Here is a 17,734-nt window from a genome sequence, read left to right on the forward strand (position 1 = left end):
CAAAAAATATGTGTATGTTGCTTAATTATATTTTATAAACTGAATGTAATCGTTGTTTTTGATGGAGAGTAGGTATGTGTCTTTTCCAATAGAAATTGTTTGTAAATCCTTTACATCTCCCGAAGTATACAATCCGCTTTGTGTAACTGGAACCGATTGAAAGAATCCCTTTCCATTTCCTTGCAGGTATACTCCATAACTCGCATCATTTCGAGGTGTTTCTACTTCTGAATTATATAAATTTCCTGCAGCAATGATATCCAAATAACCATCGCCATTGTAATCATTTACAAGAATTTGTTGAATGCTTGAGAGTTGCGCTTCTACAGGCAATTCATGTATTTTAAACCCTTGGCTGGTATTTTCTAAATATATACTTGCAAACGATTTTACTTGATAGTGTAATGCATTTTCTAATTTCTTTTTTCCGTATACATCTATAAGAGTAGCAGTAGAAAATTCGTCATAATTTTTGAATTTTTCTTTGATTCCTGGTACTTGCTGCGAAGAACATTGTCGGCCACGAACAGGATATTGTTCTCCATTTTGATAGTAACTAAGTACAATATCTTCTTTTTGATTCTTATCAAAATCTTCTACATAAATATCAAATGTTTCAGCTTCGGTTGCTTTGTATTTATAATTAAGTCCGTTGTTGCCTATTACATAATCCATATCACCATCATTATCAAAGTCTCCTTGCTTAATGCTCCACCACCAACCTCTTGTTTCTTGTAATCCATATTTTTCAGTCACATTTTCAAACACTCCTTTGTTATTTTGAAGTAGTGTAATGGGCATCCATTCTCCTACGAGAATTATATCTTCCCATGAATCATTATTAAAATCAGTGATTACGGCACTTGTAGCCATTCCTATGTTTAGCAATGCAGGCGCAAAATTTTTCGTAGTGTCTTCTAATTTTATTTCATTAGTAGTTGAGATATTTTCAAGAAGAAGACTTGATGTTGGAAATGGGTATTTGCCTGGTGTTTGACGACCTAAAACCAATACGTCTTGCTTTCCATCTTTATTATAATCAAATGAGTAAACACGTGAACCACTAATAGCAATAGTGGGAAGTGCAGTATTACTTTTTTGAAAACTCCCTTTTCCATCATTAATGTATACTCTGTCTTGCAAGAAGTTAGAGTTTTGAGCAAATTCATAACCTCCACTTACCACGTATAAATCTTGATCTCCATCGTTGTCTGCATCAAAGAAAAGTGCACCAGTATCTTCTGAAATTTTATCAGCTTCAAATGTAGTAGTTGTTTGCGCTTGAAAGCCATTATGAGTCTGTAAGTATATGTGAGCAGAATTTCCAAATGAACCACCAACAAAAATATCTTCAAAACCATCATTATTTACATCGGCAACTGCGACTGCTGGTCCAAGTGTAGACATTTGATGTGGTAATAATACTTGCGTAGCAAAATCATCATAATCATTCTCAGTATGCTTAATGATTTTCGAAAGTGCCTTATGAGTAGCAAATTGTTTTGGGTTCTCTGAGATTTGAACGTTTTCTTTTTCAATTGCTTCAGCATAATTCAATACTAGAGTTTGATTGGCTTCAATGTCTTTTTGTGTATAGATTTTACCATCATTCCAAACCACGAATAAACTGTCTATTCGGGTTGTTTTTTCCAATCCGAAGTGCAATTCAGGTGCGATTGAAGATTGGAATCCACGAGTCAATGTCAGTTCTTGTACTTGCTGCTTCCCATCAACATATATAGTAATTCTTGAGCCCAATCCGTAACTGTTTGAGGTACTTCCTTTGAGTTGAACTTTTAGATAATTATATGTATCTGACGCATTATTTTTAAAAATAACAGCTTCTTCGTCTATGTTGTTAATGATAATTTCTAAGTCACCATCATTATCTATATCGGCATATACAGCTCCGTTGGAAAAGCCTTTGTGTTCAATTCCCCAGTCTTGATTTGATTTTTTGAATGACAGATTTCCTTGATTTTGGAATATAAAGTTGTCTATTTTTTCACTCGGAATTAATTGACTTTTTTCCAATAATGATAGTGAGTCGTACTTTTCTTTTCCTATATTTTTAAAAAAATCTTTATTGTTAATCTCTCGACGCGTTCCATTACTAACAAAAAGGTCTTTATGTGAATCATTATCAAAGTCTGCAAATAATGGCGCCCAACTCCAATCGGTTGAAGAAGTTCCTGTTAATCGAGAAATATTTGAAAATTTTGGCACTCCTTCTTCTTGATATCCTGTATTGAGTTGCAAGCAATTGTGCATATATTGGTAATGAAATCCATAGAGTACAGTTTCATAGAATAAACGAGGATTCATACTTGCCATATTTGCCTTGGACCGTCTGTTGGTATCTGCATCCATATCAGCTTGGAAAATGTCTAAAAAACCATCGTTATTGATATCGGCTACATCAACACCCATTCCATAGAAAGCTGTTTGGTTGGTTGCTTGTTTAATGACTTCTTTAAATGTACCGTCTTGATTATTGATGTATAGAAAATCTGGAATACTATAATCATTTGAAACATATAAATCCATCCAACCATCATTGTTCACATCTGCGGCAGCTATACCAATTGAAAAACTGTAATTCCTAACGCCTGCTTCTTCTGAAACATCTGTAAACGCATGTCCATCATTTCGGTAAAGTTTATCAGATTCAATCGAGGTGACATTTTGCATACGATTTTTATAGATCATGTTTGGCGTAGATGGATGTGCTATAGGATAGTTTGCCAAATACATATCCAAATCGCCATCATTATCGTAGTCAAAAAAAGTAGCTTGAATAGAGTTTCCTTCATCTGCAACTCCATATTTTTCTGCAACTTCCGTAAATGTATTGTCTGTATTATTGAGAAACAGTTGGTTTTTTTTATTTCCTGTTTTCCCCGCAACTGAACAATAAATATCTAAAAATCCATCATTATTCACATCGACCATTGTCGTACCTGTATACCATCGATCATCTCCAGCAATATGACTACTTTCCGTAATATCTTTAAACTGCAGATTTCCTTGGTTAAGATAGAGTCTATTTTTTACTTGATTGCCAGTAAAGAATATATCAATCAAACCATCATTATTAATATCACCTACCGATACGCCGCCTCCCATATATAGCGATGTATATGTGAAGTAATTAAGGCTATCTGTTTCTGTAAGCGTATTTGCAAATAAAACATTTGTTTGCTCAGCTGTTAACTTTGTAAATATCTTTTGTGATTTCTCTTTTGATGTCTCGTTGGAAGTACACGCACTTAGCAAGCACAAAAGCATCAGTATTTTACTCAGTTTTTTCATTAACAACTTAGTTTGAGTTATATAATAACAAAGCAGCATGCATGACACACTGCTTTGTTACAGCAATTCAAATGATATGATTGAATAAAGTTATTTTCTAGTAACCAGGATTCTGGTCGGCTACTGTAAGTTCTGCATTTTTATCTATTTCAGTAATTGGAATTGGGAATAGATCATTTTTAGGTGCATAACCAGTTCCTGCCAATTCTGTTGCAGCTCTTCCCCAACGAACTAAATCCCAAAAACGTTGTCCTTCATGAGCCAATTCTAAGAATTTTTCGTCTACAATTGCATCAAATAAAGCAGTTCCTGCTAGTGATGGACTTACATCTGCCAATCCTGCTCTATTTCTTACTTTATTTAATTCGGCACGTGCATTTCCGTCTTGTCCTGCTTTATTGTATGCTTCTGCTGCAAGTAATAATACTTCTGCATAACGGAACAATCTAAAGTTGGTACTATAGTTTAATTCACGAACTCCATCACTACTTGTATCTTCTGCTCGGGTAGCATATTTTATACGAATAGCACCTTCATAATCCCAAATAACTCCTCCTGTTGCACTGGTAGCATCTACTCCGCCTCCCGCAGCAATCAATTCGGCTTCAGTAAGTAATGTTGCTGCTTTTCTTTGTGTATCTCCAGCATTTTCAAAAGCACTTATAAGTTTTGCTGTTGGCAGATTGAATCCCCAGCCATTTAACAATCCTGTTCCTGTTACATCAAAAATTCCATCTCCTCTTGGCCCCATCAACTGAATGTGTAAGTTACTTTCATTACGTCCTCCCCAAGCGATATTTCCCCAATCTCTACTCGTGGTAGATACAAAACCTATTTCAACTAGAGATTCTATACCAAACTCTTTATCGATAGACCATACATCTGCAGGACTAGCTTCTAAATCATGCATAGGATTGGTGATTACTGATTCAAAATACGGAATAGCTTCCATATATTTTTCTTGGAATACTAGCACTTTTCCCATTAACGCTTGCGCTGCTCCTTTTGAAAATCTAAAATCATCTGCCAAAGCAGATTTTTCTGGTAAATTAGCAATTGCATCTGCTAAATCTGCTTCTATTTGTGTGTAGATATCTGCTCGAGAAGATTTAGCCAATCCAAAATCAGCTGCACCTTGCGGAAGTGTCAATCGTAACGGCACATCTCCAAACATAGTTGTTAATTCAAAATAGCTCCACGCTCTGATAAATTTTGCTTCAGCAGTAGCTCTATCTTTATTGCTCAACGTACTTTCTTGCAAACTTTCAATGACTAGGTTAGAAAGCGCAATTGTACTATAAAAGTTGTTCCATATATTCTCAATGGATCCGTTTGCAGTAGAAATATTTGTATAATCGTCAATGTCTTGCAATTGAGGTTGGTCACTAGAGTTTCCTCCTGCACAGTTGGCATCATCTCCAGGTAATAACTTTACAAAAAAGGCACTGTGCCAATCTTTACTATAATTCAAGTGCATTAAATCATAAATTCCAATGACTGCTGCTTCTACATTTTCTTCTTTTTGGAAGAATGTTTCAAGGTCTTCTACATTTTCAGGTGGATTTGTAGTAAAGTCATCACTACACGCCAATATTCCTAAAAATAAAATTACGGCGGTTAATAGAATGTTTTTTTTCATTTTCAAAGTTTTTTTGATTAAAAATCGAGCGCTAAACCAAAGATCATTCTTGCGGCTGTTGGATAATATCCTCTATCTACTCCTATATCATTAAATCCAAAGTTTCCAATTTCTGGATCTAGTCCTCTATATTTAGTGAATGTAAAGTAGTCATCTAAAGATACGTAAACTCGTAAATTGTTTACGTGTAATTTTTCTGTAATGTTTTGTGGCAGCGTGTATCCTAACTGGATTTGCTTAATTCGCATATACGAACCATCTTCTACCATTAAGTCAGTATCGTACGCATCTGTAATTGTGGCTGCAGATGGAAAAGTAGCTGTATCTCCTGCATTTTGCCATCTATCATTAAAGTAATGTACAGGTTTGTTGGTAATAGGACGCGAAGGTTGGTTATATGAAGTAAAGATATCATTTCCAAGTGTTCCTTGAAACTGCAAGTTAAAGTCAAATGCCTTGTACTGCATACCAATATTCCCTCCAAATAACACGTCTGGATGTGGCGAACCTATAAACGTTTTGTCTGCATTTGTAATGTTTCCATCTCCATCCGTATCAACACGAATCAATTCTCCTGTAGCTGGATCAACTCCATTAGTTTGATATCCGAAGAAATACCATGCTGGCAATCCTTCTGTGAACCTTGTAATTCCATCATCATTTTGTGGGGCTCCTGCTCCACGGATTGAAGTTCCTTGAGGTAAGAATAGTATTTCTGTAACTTCATTATCTAGAGTAGATAGATTGGCATTGATTTGATATTTAAATTCATTATCATTATTTGCATACCCTACTTCAAATTCAAAACCTTTGTTGACAATTGTTCCTGCATTGAACTCATTTGATGTAAATCCTGCCGAACCTGGCGTAATAAGACTTCCATCAGATACAATTAAGTCTTCAGTTGTTTTCTTGTAATAGTCAACCGAAAAACGCAGTTTATTTTGCATAGCACGCAAGTCAATTCCAAAATTCGTTTGAGAAGAGGTTTCCCAAACTAAGTTCGAGTTAGCAAATCCTGTAATTTGCGCTCCTCCAACTCCAAGGTAATCGATTGGTAGCCCATTAATGTTTCGTGTTATACTAATTACATCTGAATTTCCTGCCAAATTAGACTTGTTTCCATTTTGTCCCCAACTTCCTCTAACTTTAAAATAGTTTAAAAATGCATCTTCTTTCCAAAAATCTTCATTAGACACTACCCATCCTGCAGAAAAAGCAGGGAAAGTAGCCGCTCTATTTGCTGAAGGAAACTTGTCTGAACGATCGCGCCTTACAGAAGCTTCAAATAAATATTTTCCATTATAATCATACGAAAGTCTACCGTACATTGATACTAAATTATCTCTGAATGTATTAATATTAGCCGTACGATCATCTACTGTATAGCCTGGTAAGTCTAAATCAAAAGCTGTAAAATCTGGTATCGCAATAGAACCGCTTCTTGATACAATTGTTGGAATTTCAGTTTCTTCTGCAGAATATCCTGCCAAGACTGAGAAATTATGATTCCCGAACGATTTATTGTAGGAAGCAAAATTTTCCCATAACCAACGTCTTGAGCGAATTCTTGATTCAGACATTGTATACGTTGTATTTTGTGCTTCAGATGCTACAAAATATGGCAATACTGTGTTTCTGTTATAAAAGTCTCTGTATTCATACCCAAATCTTGACGTAAATTGCAATCCTTCTAAAATGGTAAACTTTCCATAAATAGTAGATAAAAACTGATTGTTTTCATTCAATGTTCTATTTACATCTGCATATGCTACAGGGTTCAACACTTCTCCAGTTGAATATGTTGGGTATCCATACACATTTCCGTCTCCATCTCTAAGTAAAGGTACATTTGGAAAACCATTATCGGCAGCTCTATCAATTACTTCTTGTGGCACTTGCCCCGCAGGGTAAACCACAGGTGTTAATGGATCAATTACCAATGCATTTTGAATAACTCCTCTTGTATCATTATCTTCTTGCACCCCTTTTTTATCTATAAATGATGTTGTAGCACTTACTCCTGCCTCAAACCATTTCGTAATTTCACTTTTCAAGTTTAAGCGAAGTGCCGTTCTTTTGAATGATGAATTTTCTTTAGATACAATTCCATCTTGATCTGTATGAGCTGCCGAGAAATAGTATGAAATTTTAGCTGCTTCTCCCGATAAACTCACATCATAACGTTGCATGAATGCTGTATCAAAAACTTCGTCAACCCAATTGGTATCATACCCATTACTTACTACAGATGTTACACCTGCTTCGTTCATGTAAGTAACAAACTGAGAGGCGTTCATCAATTCTAAATCGGTACGTAAAAATTGAACTCCTAATTGAGAGTTAAAGTTTACCTTAATTTTTTTTCCTTTTCCACTTTTGGTTGTAATGATAATAACACCATTAGCCCCTTCTGTTCCATAAATAGCCGCAGACGCAGCATCTTTTAAAACTTCTAGATTCTCAATATCGGAAGGCGGAATATTATCGATAGTAGAAACCTTCATTCCATCAACGATAAATAATGGCTCGGAAGTACCGCTTGAACCTGTTCCTCTAATCCGAATTCGCGCTCCAGAACCTGGCGAACCTGAAGAAGAAGAAACTGTAACACCAGACGTACGCCCCTGTAACGCTTGTTCTACTCGTTGATTGGATACACTTTTAATATCTTCTGCATCCACACTAGAGATTGCACCTGTTACTAAACTCTTTTTCTTAGCTCCATAACCTACCACAACCACTTCATCCAACGCACTTTGATCTTCTTCTAGTGTTACGTTAATTACTGTTTGGTTTCCAACAGCTACTTCTTTCGTTTTGTAACCTACATAACTAAAAACCAAAGTTGCATCTGGTTGCACGTTTTTAATTGTATAGCTCCCATCAAATCCGGAAACTGTTCCATTAGACGTTCCTTTTACGGTAACATTCACTCCTGGAATTCCTCCAGTAGCATCTGATACAACTCCCTTAATTTCTTTTTGTGCGTATAAAACACTAAAAGAAGAAAGGAGCATGACCAGCAAAAAATTCTTTAAAATGTTGTTTTTCATATTGATAATTAATTAGGTCAGTTTTTGTGTAGAATTTATTTTTTAGCGTTTTAATTGTCAAAAAAACAATATTACTATTGGATTATTTTCAACTTTTTACACAAAAAATCATTTAATTTGCACAAATGTATACTCAATATTAACAAATGTTTAATACAATTTTATCAAATACCAGTATATTTTTTATAAAATTATGTTAAAGCAATTCTCCTAACTTATGCAAAAGAAGATTCATAGAGAAATTACACAGTTATCACAAGCCGACAGCTTTTTAGTATATTATCGCGTAAAAGATGAATTTGACTTCCCTCTACATTTTCACCCAGAATACGAATTAAACTTTATTTACAACGGCAAAGGTGTTCGTCGTGTCATTGGAGATCACATGGAAGAAATAGGTACTTACGAACTAGTTTTGGTAGGCCCTAATTTACCACACTGCTGGGAATTACACAATTGTAAAAACAAAGAAATTCACGAAGTAACCATACATATTCACAACGATCTTTTAGACGACCAATTGCTTTCAAGAAGAGTGTTCAAATCAATTCGAGACATGCTCAATAGATCTATTCACGGAATTTTATTTTCAGAAAAAACTGCCAAAGAAATCATGCCAAGATTACTTGAACTTCCCAAAACATCGGGCATTGACTACTTTTTAGAATTTATTTCCATCTTACAAGATCTTTCTAATTCGAGAAACCAAAAACTCCTATCTACTTCTTTTTCTAATTATAATGAATTTGAAAACAGCGACAAAATCAAAAAGATATACGAATACATTCAGAATAATTTTCATCGAAAAATCACACTTGACGAAATTTCTTCTTTAATTAATATGACTCCTGTTTCTTTTAATCGCTTTATCAAAAGCAGAACAGGAAAAACCTTCATTGCGTTTACCAATAGTACACGCGTAAGCTATGCTACCCGATTTCTTTTGGAAACAGATATGAGTGTAGGTGAAATTGCATACAAATGCGGATTTAACAACCTAGCTCATTTTAACCGAATGTTCAAAAAAATTAAAAATGCCACCCCAAGTGAATTCCGTGCAGAATTTAATGGCATACAAAAAGTGCTATAATACTATTTTATCATTTTAATACCATTTTTAATACTCTAACATAAAAAAAAGATTATATTTTGACTATTTGGGTATAATAGTTAGACTAATAATATTATACTTTTACATCACATAATCCTTATGAAAACAATCCTCATGAATCGTAACCAATACAACGTCCTACTCATATTAATAATGGTACTTTGTTTTTTAGGATGTGTCACAAATAAAAAAAGTGGTTCACAAATGGAAGTGATGAAAGAAATATCTGTTGACCAAAGAGTTGATTCTTTACTAGCAAAAATGACCTTAGAAGAAAAAGTAGGTCAAATGAATTTATATAATGGTTTTTGGGACGTAACTGGCCCAACACCACAAGGAGGTTCTGCAAAGCTTAAATACGAGCATTTAAAAAAAGGCTGGGTAGGCGCTATGCTAAACATACGAGGTGTCGAAAATGTAAAAGAAGTACAACGCATCGCTGTGGAAGAAACACGCTTGGGCATTCCATTACTCATCGGGTTTGATGTCATACACGGATACAAAACACTAAGTCCTATTCCATTAGCAGAATCAGCAAGTTGGGATCTTGAAGCAATTCGCAATTCTGCTCGTGTAGCAGCAACGGAAGCTTCTGCAGCTGGAATCAATTGGACTTTTGCTCCTATGGTAGATATTTCTAGAGATCCGCGATGGGGACGTGTTATGGAAGGTGGTGGAGAAGACCCATATTTAGGAAGTAAAATCGCCAAAGCTCGTGTACTTGGTTTTCAAGGAAACGACCTCACAAAAAATAATACTATTGCCGCATGTGCAAAACACTTTGCTGCTTATGGATTCTCTGAAGCAGGAAAAGAATACAATACAGTAGATATTGGAACTTCAACCCTATACAATACAGTATTACCTCCTTTTAAAGCCGCTGCTGATAGTGGCGTAAAAACATTTATGAACTCGTTCAACGAACTAAATGGTGTTCCTGTTACTGGAAGTGAATTTTTACAAAGAGACATTTTAAAAGGCGCATGGGACTTTGATGGATTTGTAGTATCTGATTGGGCATCGATTAATGAAATTATTTTTTGGGGACACGCGAAAGACAAGCGTCAAGCAGCCATTATTGCAGCTCGAGCAGGCTCTGATCTTGATATGGAAGGACATGTTTACATACAAGAATTGGTACAATTAGTACAAGAAGGTGTAGTACAAGAAAGTATTATAGATGATGCCGTTCGCAGAATCTTAAAAGTAAAATTCGAATTAGGTCTTTTTGACAATCCATATACGTATTGCGACGAAACCAACGAAAAAGAAAATATCGGCCACACAAAGCATCATGAGGCGGTACTTGATGTTGCTAAAAAATCTATTGTGTTATTAAAAAATCAGGGGAATCTTCTCCCATTACAAAAAGAAGGACAAAAAATAGCACTGATAGGACCGCTTGCTGCCGATAAAAACAGCCCTTTAGGAAGTTGGCGTATAGCTTCAGATGATCATACAGCCGTTTCTGTGTTGGAAGGAATGCAACAATATACAGGCAACACACTTACGCATCACAAAGGTGTTGAACTCGTTGTTGGAAACACTGCTTTCATAGAAGAAGTGCAAATCAATACAACAAATCGCACTGGCATTGACGAAGCTGTAGCAGCTGCCCAAACTGTAGATGTTGTTGTTATGGTACTAGGCGAACATGGTTTTCAAAGTGGCGAAGGCAGAAGCAGAACCCATTTAGATCTGCCTGGATTGCAACAAGAACTTCTTGAAGCCGTATATGCCGTAAATCAAAATATTGTATTAGTATTAAACAATGGTAGGCCGCTAGCCATTGAATGGGCTACAGAGCATATTCCTGCCATTGTAGAAGGTTGGCAGCTCGGCACGCAATCTGGTAATGCTATTGCACAAGTGCTATATGGCGATTATAACCCTAGCGGAAAATTACCTATGACATTTCCTAGAAATGTAGGACAGATCCCTATTTACTACAACTATAAAAGTACAGGAAGACCTGTAGACACGAACGACAATGTATTTTGGTCACATTATACAGATGTTGACAACACTCCTTTATACCCTTTTGGACACGGATTGAGTTACACAACGTTCCAATATTCTAACTTCAAAGTACATGGAACAGAATTTAAGATTGGTGACACCATCAAAGTAACCGTTGACGTAACCAATACAGGCGATTATGATGGCAAAGAAGTAGTGCAATTGTATATCCGAGACCTTTTTGGAAGTATTACACGCCCCGTGCGAGAACTCAAGGGCTTCGAGTTAGTTTCGCTAAAAAAAGGAGAAACCAAAACTATTGAATTCAAATTAAGCAATAAAGAACTTGGATTTTTTAACAACCAAGGGGAGTATATAGTAGAAGCGGGCGACTTTGAAGTTTTTGTGGGAGGAAGTTCAATTACTTCATTGCAAAGTAGTTTTACCTTAAAATAACTATTCAAATATAACTACCTACAAGATTCTATTTATATAGTTTATTTTTTAATTTTATTCACTAAAGATGCTCTATCGGTTGAGCATCTTTTTTTGTTCTTATTGGACGAAAATATTGATAATGTTTACACATCACACTCTTTTTTACAGACAAAATAGCAGCATCCATCATTATTGCTTTGTGCAGCAAATCAAATAATTGTTATCACACAACTTCCTAAACTTAACTATTGAGAAGTAGTTAAAAAAATAAATTATAAAGTTTGATTAGATTCTTACATGCAATAAACAACTTAAAGTTCTAAGATTGCGTCGTCGGTAAATGCATAATTCTTTAAATCTTCAAAATCAGAACGTGTATTTAAACCTGTAAATAAGCTAAATGCAGGTAAAATCAATTGTTGTGTTGTAACTTGATAACAAGGTAGTTTCAAATATTGTCTGCCTTTCATTTTGATACGAACACCTGGATGCGTATGACCTGAAATATAAAACTTGTGGGGTGCAATTACCTCAGCATCATGTACAAAAATGAGTGATTGGCATTCGTATTGCTCCTCAGTTTGAAAACCCAAATGCTCATAAAATCCTACCGAAAACCGATCGTGATTTCCACGAATCAACACACGATCAAGTTCTTCAAACTGTTGTAACCAATTCGTAAACATCTCAAAATTCTGATTGTAATTTGCATGAAACAAATCGCCTACCACAATCATTTTTTTAGGTGTAAAATATTCCAAAAGAAGTCGTAATCGCTCCAAATCTTCCCTAAAAATAGTATCAGGAATAGCGATACCATGTTGCCTAAAGTGTGCTGTTTTTCCAATATGAATATCTGATAAAATCAACGTTTCTTCAGCTTTCCAGTAAATTACACGCTGATTTGTTAAGGTAAGCTCTTCTCCTCCAAATTGTATATTTTTTGTAACTATGTTCACGTAATTAATTTGTACTGTTGTTTCTGTAAGCGAGCTACACGATCGCTCAATTTTTCGTTACTCATGGTGTTGCGCAAACTATCAACTTTTATTGGAAAACTTAAAGGTGTATAGCCTTTTGCTACTTTTAATATAAGTTTACTGTTCCCGATACGTTCAAATGCTTTTCGCAAACGCACTTCTTCCAACTGCTCATTAAATACTTCTGTATAGGCTTGCCGCAACAACAAATTATTCGGTTCGTAATCTTCCAGCACTTTAAAAATTAAGCTCGAAGACGATTGCAAACTTTTATTTGTTTTTCGCGCGCCAGGTTGCGATTGCACCACTAATCCTGCAATGACAGCAATATCGCGAAATTTTCGGCTCGCTACCTCCGAAGCATTGATACTAGCAATGACATCATCCATTAAATTTTCTTTGGAAAGAATCGCAGACAGATCTTCCTCTGTTACAGGAATGTCTTGATCGCTTAAGAGCCCAAACCCATAGTCGTTCATGGCAATTGAAAAAGTAATTGGTTGCAACTTACTAATGCGATACGCAATCAACGATGCCATGATTTCATTTACCAAACGACCTTCAAACGGATAAAAAAACAAATGACATCCTTCTTTCGCATAGATTTTTTCTACCAAAAACTCATTTGATTTTGGAATGTGAGAGTGTGTATTCTGAGTTGCCAACAACGGATTTAAAAATTTCAGTTCGCGTTCTCGCGTAGACGGTTGCAAGGCATCATCCAATTTTAAGCGCAAATAATGACTTAAATATGACGTTAACGGTAAACGTCCACCATTCCAACTTGGTGTAATTGCTTTCTTTGCTTTACTTCGTTTTACAAACACAGTCATGTCCTTACTATGCACAATCTCTAACACTTTGCCCGCTAGCACAAACGGCATTCCTACTTTTAGTTTAGAAATAAAATATTCTTCTACCATTCCAACATAACCACCTTTCATATATTTGACTCGCATCATCGCATCACTAACAATTGCTCCTATGTTCATACGATGCAACATACTGATGCGTCTACTTTTTACGACATATAATTGTTTTTCTTCATCAAAAACAACTTTATGAAATTCTTCATACGCATGTAACGTTGCCCCTCCTTTGGTGATAAATTGCATTGCCCATTCAAACTCGTCTTTGGTCAAATATGAAAAAGCGTGTGTTTGTTGCAGCATTCGAAAAGTTTCATTTTTCGCAAAACCTTCTCCTACTGCCAGTGTTACTAAAAATTGAACCAGTACATCATACGTCATTACCATAGGTTCACGCGCTTCGACGTCACGTTGTTTTACAGCTTCTTTTAAAGCAGACACTTCTATTAATTCGAGGGTGTGTGTTGGTACAAAATATATTTTGGACACTTCATATGGTGAATGACCGCTACGTCCGGCTCGCTGAATGAATCGAGCAATTCCTTTAGATGAACCTACTTGCACCACACAATCTACAGGTTTAAAATCAACACCTAAATCTAAAGACGATGTACATACCACTACTTTCAAAATTCCTTCGTTGATAGCATTTTCAATCCAATTGCGTAGTTTGGCATCGATAGATCCGTGATGAATCGCTATTTGCCCAGCTAAATCAGCATCGGCATCCAATAGTAATTGATACCACAATTCGGCTTGACCGCGTGTATTAGTAAATACCAATGTGGTATTATTTTTATAAATTACTTTGAGTACTTCTTTAGCTAGCTTTCCTCCTAAGTGTCCAGCCCATGGTAATAATTCAACTTCATCGGGCAGCAACGAAATGATTTTTAGTTTTTTCTTTTCTTTAGAGGTAATAATCGCAGTTTTTACATTTTTAAAAGGAATCAGTACATCTTTAGCTTGCTCTAGATTTCCAATTGTTGCAGTAACGCCCCATATTTTAATTTTAGGCGCAATTGCATGTAAGCGAACTACAACCAATTCGGTCAATACACCACGCTTTGTTGATAACAACTCATGCCACTCGTCTACCACCACACAACGCATATTTTTAAACCAACGTGAATTCTTTTTTTGAGAAAATAATAAGTGCATCGTTTCGGGTGTTGTTAACAAAATATCAGGCATCGCATGTTCTTGTTGGCGACGAACTTTGGTAGAGGTATCTCCATTGCGAACTGCCGCTTGCCAATCAAGTCCTATTTCATCAATAGCTGTTTGCATGGCTTTTTGCAAGTCTTTTGCCAGCGATCGTAGCGGACTAATCCAAAGCAGTTTGATACCCTTTTTATATTGAGTAGGATGATTCAAATAATCAATTAATATTGCTAGAAACATTGCATAGGTTTTTCCAAAACCTGTGGGCGCTACAACCAATCCATTATAATTTTGCGCATATTTTTTCCATGCTTTTAGCTGAAAATCGAATGGTGCAAAACCTTTTTCTGCCATCCAATTATGAACAATTCGATAACCTTCTGTATGTTCTAGTTTGGACATTGTTTCGTTTTTATTTTATTTTTCACAATTCATTATTGTTCGAGTTTGCATAAATCAAATCTTTTACGCTTTCAATCGTATCAATATCATTAATCGTTTTATCCTTTCTCCAACGTTTAATTCGTGGAAAACGTAATGCAACGCCCGATTTGTGTCGATTGCTTAGAGCAATTCCTTCAAAAGCGATTTCAAACACCAATTCTGCCTTTACTGTTCGTACAGGTCCAAATTTTTCGATTGCATTTTTATTTACCCAACGACTAATTTCGGTAATTTCTGCATCTGTTAGTCCAGAATATGCTTTGGCAACTGTTACCAATCCATCATCTTTTTTAACAGCAAATGTATAATCCGTATACTTTGAACTACGTCGTCCACTTCCTTTTTGTGCATAAATCATCACAGCATCGATTGTCAACGGATCAACTTTCCACTTCCACCAATCGCCTTTTTTTCGTCCTGTATGGTAAGGAGAATGTTTCTGTTTCAACATTAATCCTTCTGAATTGACACTACGCGAGTTCTCACGAATTTCGTGTAGCGCATTCCAATTAGTCACCGCTACAGTCTCTGAAAGCTGAATGTTTTTTGCAGTATTCTGCTTAAAAATTAGCGAAAGTTTCTTGCGGCGTTCTACCAACGATTTTTCTCGAATGTCTTTATTTTCAAATTCCAAGATATCATAGGCATAAAATCCTACAGGCACTTCTTCCAGTAGTTTCTTTGAAATATTTTTTCGATTTAATCGCTTTTGTAAGTCATTAAACAGCAACACACTGCTATCTTTTATAGCTATAATTTCACCATCAATTACAAAATTGTACTGCCATGTTTCAAATACTTCTACGAGTTCAGGAAATTGCTGCGTTACCAATTCTTCTCCTCTACTCCAGATGAAAAGTTCCCCATTACGCTTTACAATTTGTCCACGGATGCCGTCCCATTTGTACTCAACTTGCCAATCATTTACATCACCCAATTGGTTCAATTCTTTTTCCAATGCATATGCCAAACAGAATGGATAGGGTTTGGAGTTGTCATAATTAATGTGAGTTCCCAATAATAGTTCATCAAATGTAATAGAATTGATATCCCAGTTTCCGATAATACTGTGCATGAGCTGGTTTGCATCCATATTTGTCAACTTTGCCAACGCATTTACTAATGTTTTTTTAGATACACCAATCCGAAAACTTCCACCGATAAGCTTGTTAAATAATAAACGTTCCTGCACATTCAATCCACTCCATGCATTAAGTACGTACGCTTTCTTTTCCGATTCTGTTTTTGATTTGAGCTGAATGAGTTCTTGCATCCAAGCATCTAGTGATTTTTCAATATGATGTGTTGGCTGTGGCAAGAGCAATGCAATCGTTTCTCCCAAATCGCCTACCGTACTATAACTTTCTAAAAATAACCATTCGGGCAATTCAGTTAGTTCTGCACACCATTGTTTCATGAGTGAAGATTTTACAGGGCGAGGCGGACGTTTGCCTGTAAACAAAGCAATCAACCACAATTTATCTTTGTCTGCCGCATGTGTAAAATACTGTACCAACGCTTCAATTTTAGCATTGGTTTTGTTCGTTATTTCAATAGCACTTATGAGTTCGGAGAATCGTTTCATGTTATCGCTTCTTTTTTGGCTTCTGCAGCTTCTAACTCATTGTCTCCATATTCAGTGATTACCTCTTGCGCTTTTATACCAATTTTATTTAAATACTTGGTAAAAGTTGCTTGCGAACCATGTGTAACATATACTTTTTCTGCTTCAGACTCTTTCACTGCCTGTAACAGTCCATCCCAATCAGCATGATCACTTACAGCAAAACCTGCATCCACACCACGCCAACGACGATTTCCACGAACCTGCATCCAACCTGAGCAAATTGCTGTTGCAGCGTTTGGAACACGTGTAAGCATTTTGCTTCCTAGCAATCCAGGAGGCATGATGATGATTTTATTTTGAACATCTGCTTTGTTAAAATATCCGTCTAAACGTGTTGTTTTTGGCAAGACAATTCCTGAACTTTCAATTGCATTGTTGCTATGATAGATAGCATTGTGCACGAGAATTTCGTCCAACCCTTCTACCAATTTCATAATTCGCTGTGCTTTTCCAAGTGAATATCCAAACAATACACTCGTACGATTATTTGCTTTATTTTGTAATATCCAATCATGAAGCTGTTGCTGCAACACTTTTTCTGGCAACCATTTGTAAATAGGCAATCCAAACGTACTTTCGGTAATAAACTCATGACACTTAACCGATTCGAACGGAGTTGTTATATAGTCATCTTTTACCTTATAATCACCTGTAAATACTACAACTTTTCCTTTGTGTTCTAGCCGAATTTGCGCCGATCCAATGATGTGTCCTGCTGGATGAAAACTTACACGAACACCATTGATTGTTTTAGGCTCATTGTATCCTAAAGTTTCCACCAAAATATCATCACTAATACGATGCTTCAAAATGTTTTTGGTATGTGTATGGCAGAGATAGTGTTTCATTCCCCAACGAGCATGGTCGGCATGTCCGTGCGAAATAATTGCATACTCTACAGGCAACCAAGGATCGAGGTAAAATTTCCCTGGAATGCAGTAAATGCCTTTTTTGGTAAATTTAATCATCTTCAAGGTGGCAACTTTTTAGCAAGTTCCGATTTTTTTTGTATTTGTTGTACTGCAATCGCATAAATTATGAGCGCAAATGCGTTTGTATATCTATTACACCTCAGTTAAATTTCCATAACTATGCTCAGTTGCTTTAATTAAAAGTTTGTATTGATTTTAATAAT

At 35.9% G+C, this 17,734-nt stretch carries 9 protein-coding genes; 2 read left to right on the plus strand and 7 right to left on the minus strand.

Annotated elements, in window-relative coordinates:
- Nucleotides 1-21 precede the first annotated feature (21 nt).
- The 3 genes from AA088_RS10870 to AA088_RS10880 all read right to left on the minus strand — a co-directional run bounded on the left by AA088_RS10870 (nucleotide 22) and on the right by AA088_RS10880 (nucleotide 7,971).
- On the minus strand, nucleotides 22-3,312 hold the full coding sequence (locus tag AA088_RS10870) for a VCBS repeat-containing protein (protein WP_064972165.1): 3,291 nt from the start codon (nucleotides 3,310-3,312) through the stop codon (nucleotides 22-24).
- 97 nt (nucleotides 3,313-3,409) lie between these two features.
- A complete protein-coding gene (locus AA088_RS10875; protein WP_046745032.1) occupies nucleotides 3,410-4,951 on the minus strand; it encodes a RagB/SusD family nutrient uptake outer membrane protein in 1,542 nt (513 codons plus the stop codon).
- A 17-nt stretch (nucleotides 4,952-4,968) separates the two neighbouring features.
- Complete coding sequence (locus AA088_RS10880) at nucleotides 4,969-7,971, minus strand: SusC/RagA family TonB-linked outer membrane protein (RefSeq protein WP_241483406.1); 3,003 nt, start codon at nucleotides 7,969-7,971, stop codon at nucleotides 4,969-4,971.
- A 253-nt stretch (nucleotides 7,972-8,224) separates the two neighbouring features.
- On the opposite strand from AA088_RS10880, the gene AA088_RS10885 reads away from it, so the two are divergent.
- Entirely contained in the window at nucleotides 8,225-9,097 is an 873-nt protein-coding gene (locus tag AA088_RS10885; RefSeq protein ID WP_046745034.1) for an AraC family transcriptional regulator, read from the plus strand.
- Nucleotides 9,098-9,217: 120 nt separating this feature from the next.
- A complete protein-coding gene (gene bglX / locus AA088_RS10890) occupies nucleotides 9,218-11,533 on the plus strand; it encodes a beta-glucosidase BglX (protein WP_052752872.1) in 2,316 nt (771 codons plus the stop codon).
- Nucleotides 11,534-11,826: 293 nt separating this feature from the next.
- On the opposite strand, the gene pdeM is transcribed toward bglX, so the two are convergent.
- Genes pdeM through AA088_RS10910 form a run of 4 tightly spaced genes read right to left on the minus strand, consistent with a single transcriptional unit; the run spans nucleotide 11,827 to nucleotide 17,573 of the window.
- Nucleotides 11,827-12,474 carry a ligase-associated DNA damage response endonuclease PdeM gene (pdeM, locus tag AA088_RS10895; protein WP_046745036.1) on the minus strand — a complete coding sequence of 216 codons (648 nt, stop codon included), beginning with the start codon at nucleotides 12,472-12,474 and terminating at the stop codon, nucleotides 11,827-11,829.
- Nucleotides 12,471-14,930, minus strand: coding sequence for a ligase-associated DNA damage response DEXH box helicase (locus tag AA088_RS10900; protein WP_046745037.1), 2,460 nt, complete (start codon nucleotides 14,928-14,930; stop codon nucleotides 12,471-12,473). Before AA088_RS10900 ends, pdeM begins: the two co-directional genes overlap by 4 nt.
- A 22-nt stretch (nucleotides 14,931-14,952) precedes the next feature.
- Nucleotides 14,953-16,557, minus strand: a complete 1,605-nt coding sequence (locus AA088_RS10905; RefSeq protein ID WP_046745038.1) for an ATP-dependent DNA ligase — start codon at nucleotides 16,555-16,557, stop codon at nucleotides 14,953-14,955.
- Nucleotides 16,554-17,573 (minus strand): ligase-associated DNA damage response exonuclease, encoded by a 1,020-nt coding sequence (locus tag AA088_RS10910; protein WP_046745039.1) that lies wholly within the window; start codon nucleotides 17,571-17,573, stop codon nucleotides 16,554-16,556. Before AA088_RS10910 ends, AA088_RS10905 begins: the two co-directional genes overlap by 4 nt.
- Between the last annotated feature and the right edge of the window lie 161 nt (nucleotides 17,574-17,734).

Origin of the sequence: Kordia zhangzhouensis, assembly GCF_001005305.1 — a bacterium.
Classification (GTDB): Bacteria; Bacteroidota; Bacteroidia; order Flavobacteriales; family Flavobacteriaceae; genus Kordia; species Kordia zhangzhouensis.

Excerpts from the sequence above, each read along its gene's own strand:
- AA088_RS10885 (WP_046745034.1), top strand. The coding sequence starts at position 8,225 with ATGCAAAAGAAGATTCATAGAGAAATTACACAGTTATCACAAGCCGAC.
- AA088_RS10875 (WP_046745032.1), bottom strand. The coding sequence starts at position 4,951 with ATGAAAAAAAACATTCTATTAACCGCCGTAATTTTATTTTTAGGAATA.
- AA088_RS10870 (WP_064972165.1), bottom strand. The coding sequence starts at position 3,312 with ATGAAAAAACTGAGTAAAATACTGATGCTTTTGTGCTTGCTAAGTGCG.
- bglX (WP_052752872.1), top strand. The coding sequence starts at position 9,218 with ATGAAAACAATCCTCATGAATCGTAACCAATACAACGTCCTACTCATA.
- AA088_RS10905 (WP_046745038.1), bottom strand. The coding sequence starts at position 16,557 with ATGAAACGATTCTCCGAACTCATAAGTGCTATTGAAATAACGAACAAA.
- AA088_RS10880 (WP_241483406.1), bottom strand. The coding sequence starts at position 7,971 with ATGCTCCTTTCTTCTTTTAGTGTTTTATACGCACAAAAAGAAATTAAG.
- AA088_RS10900 (WP_046745037.1), bottom strand. The coding sequence starts at position 14,930 with ATGTCCAAACTAGAACATACAGAAGGTTATCGAATTGTTCATAATTGG.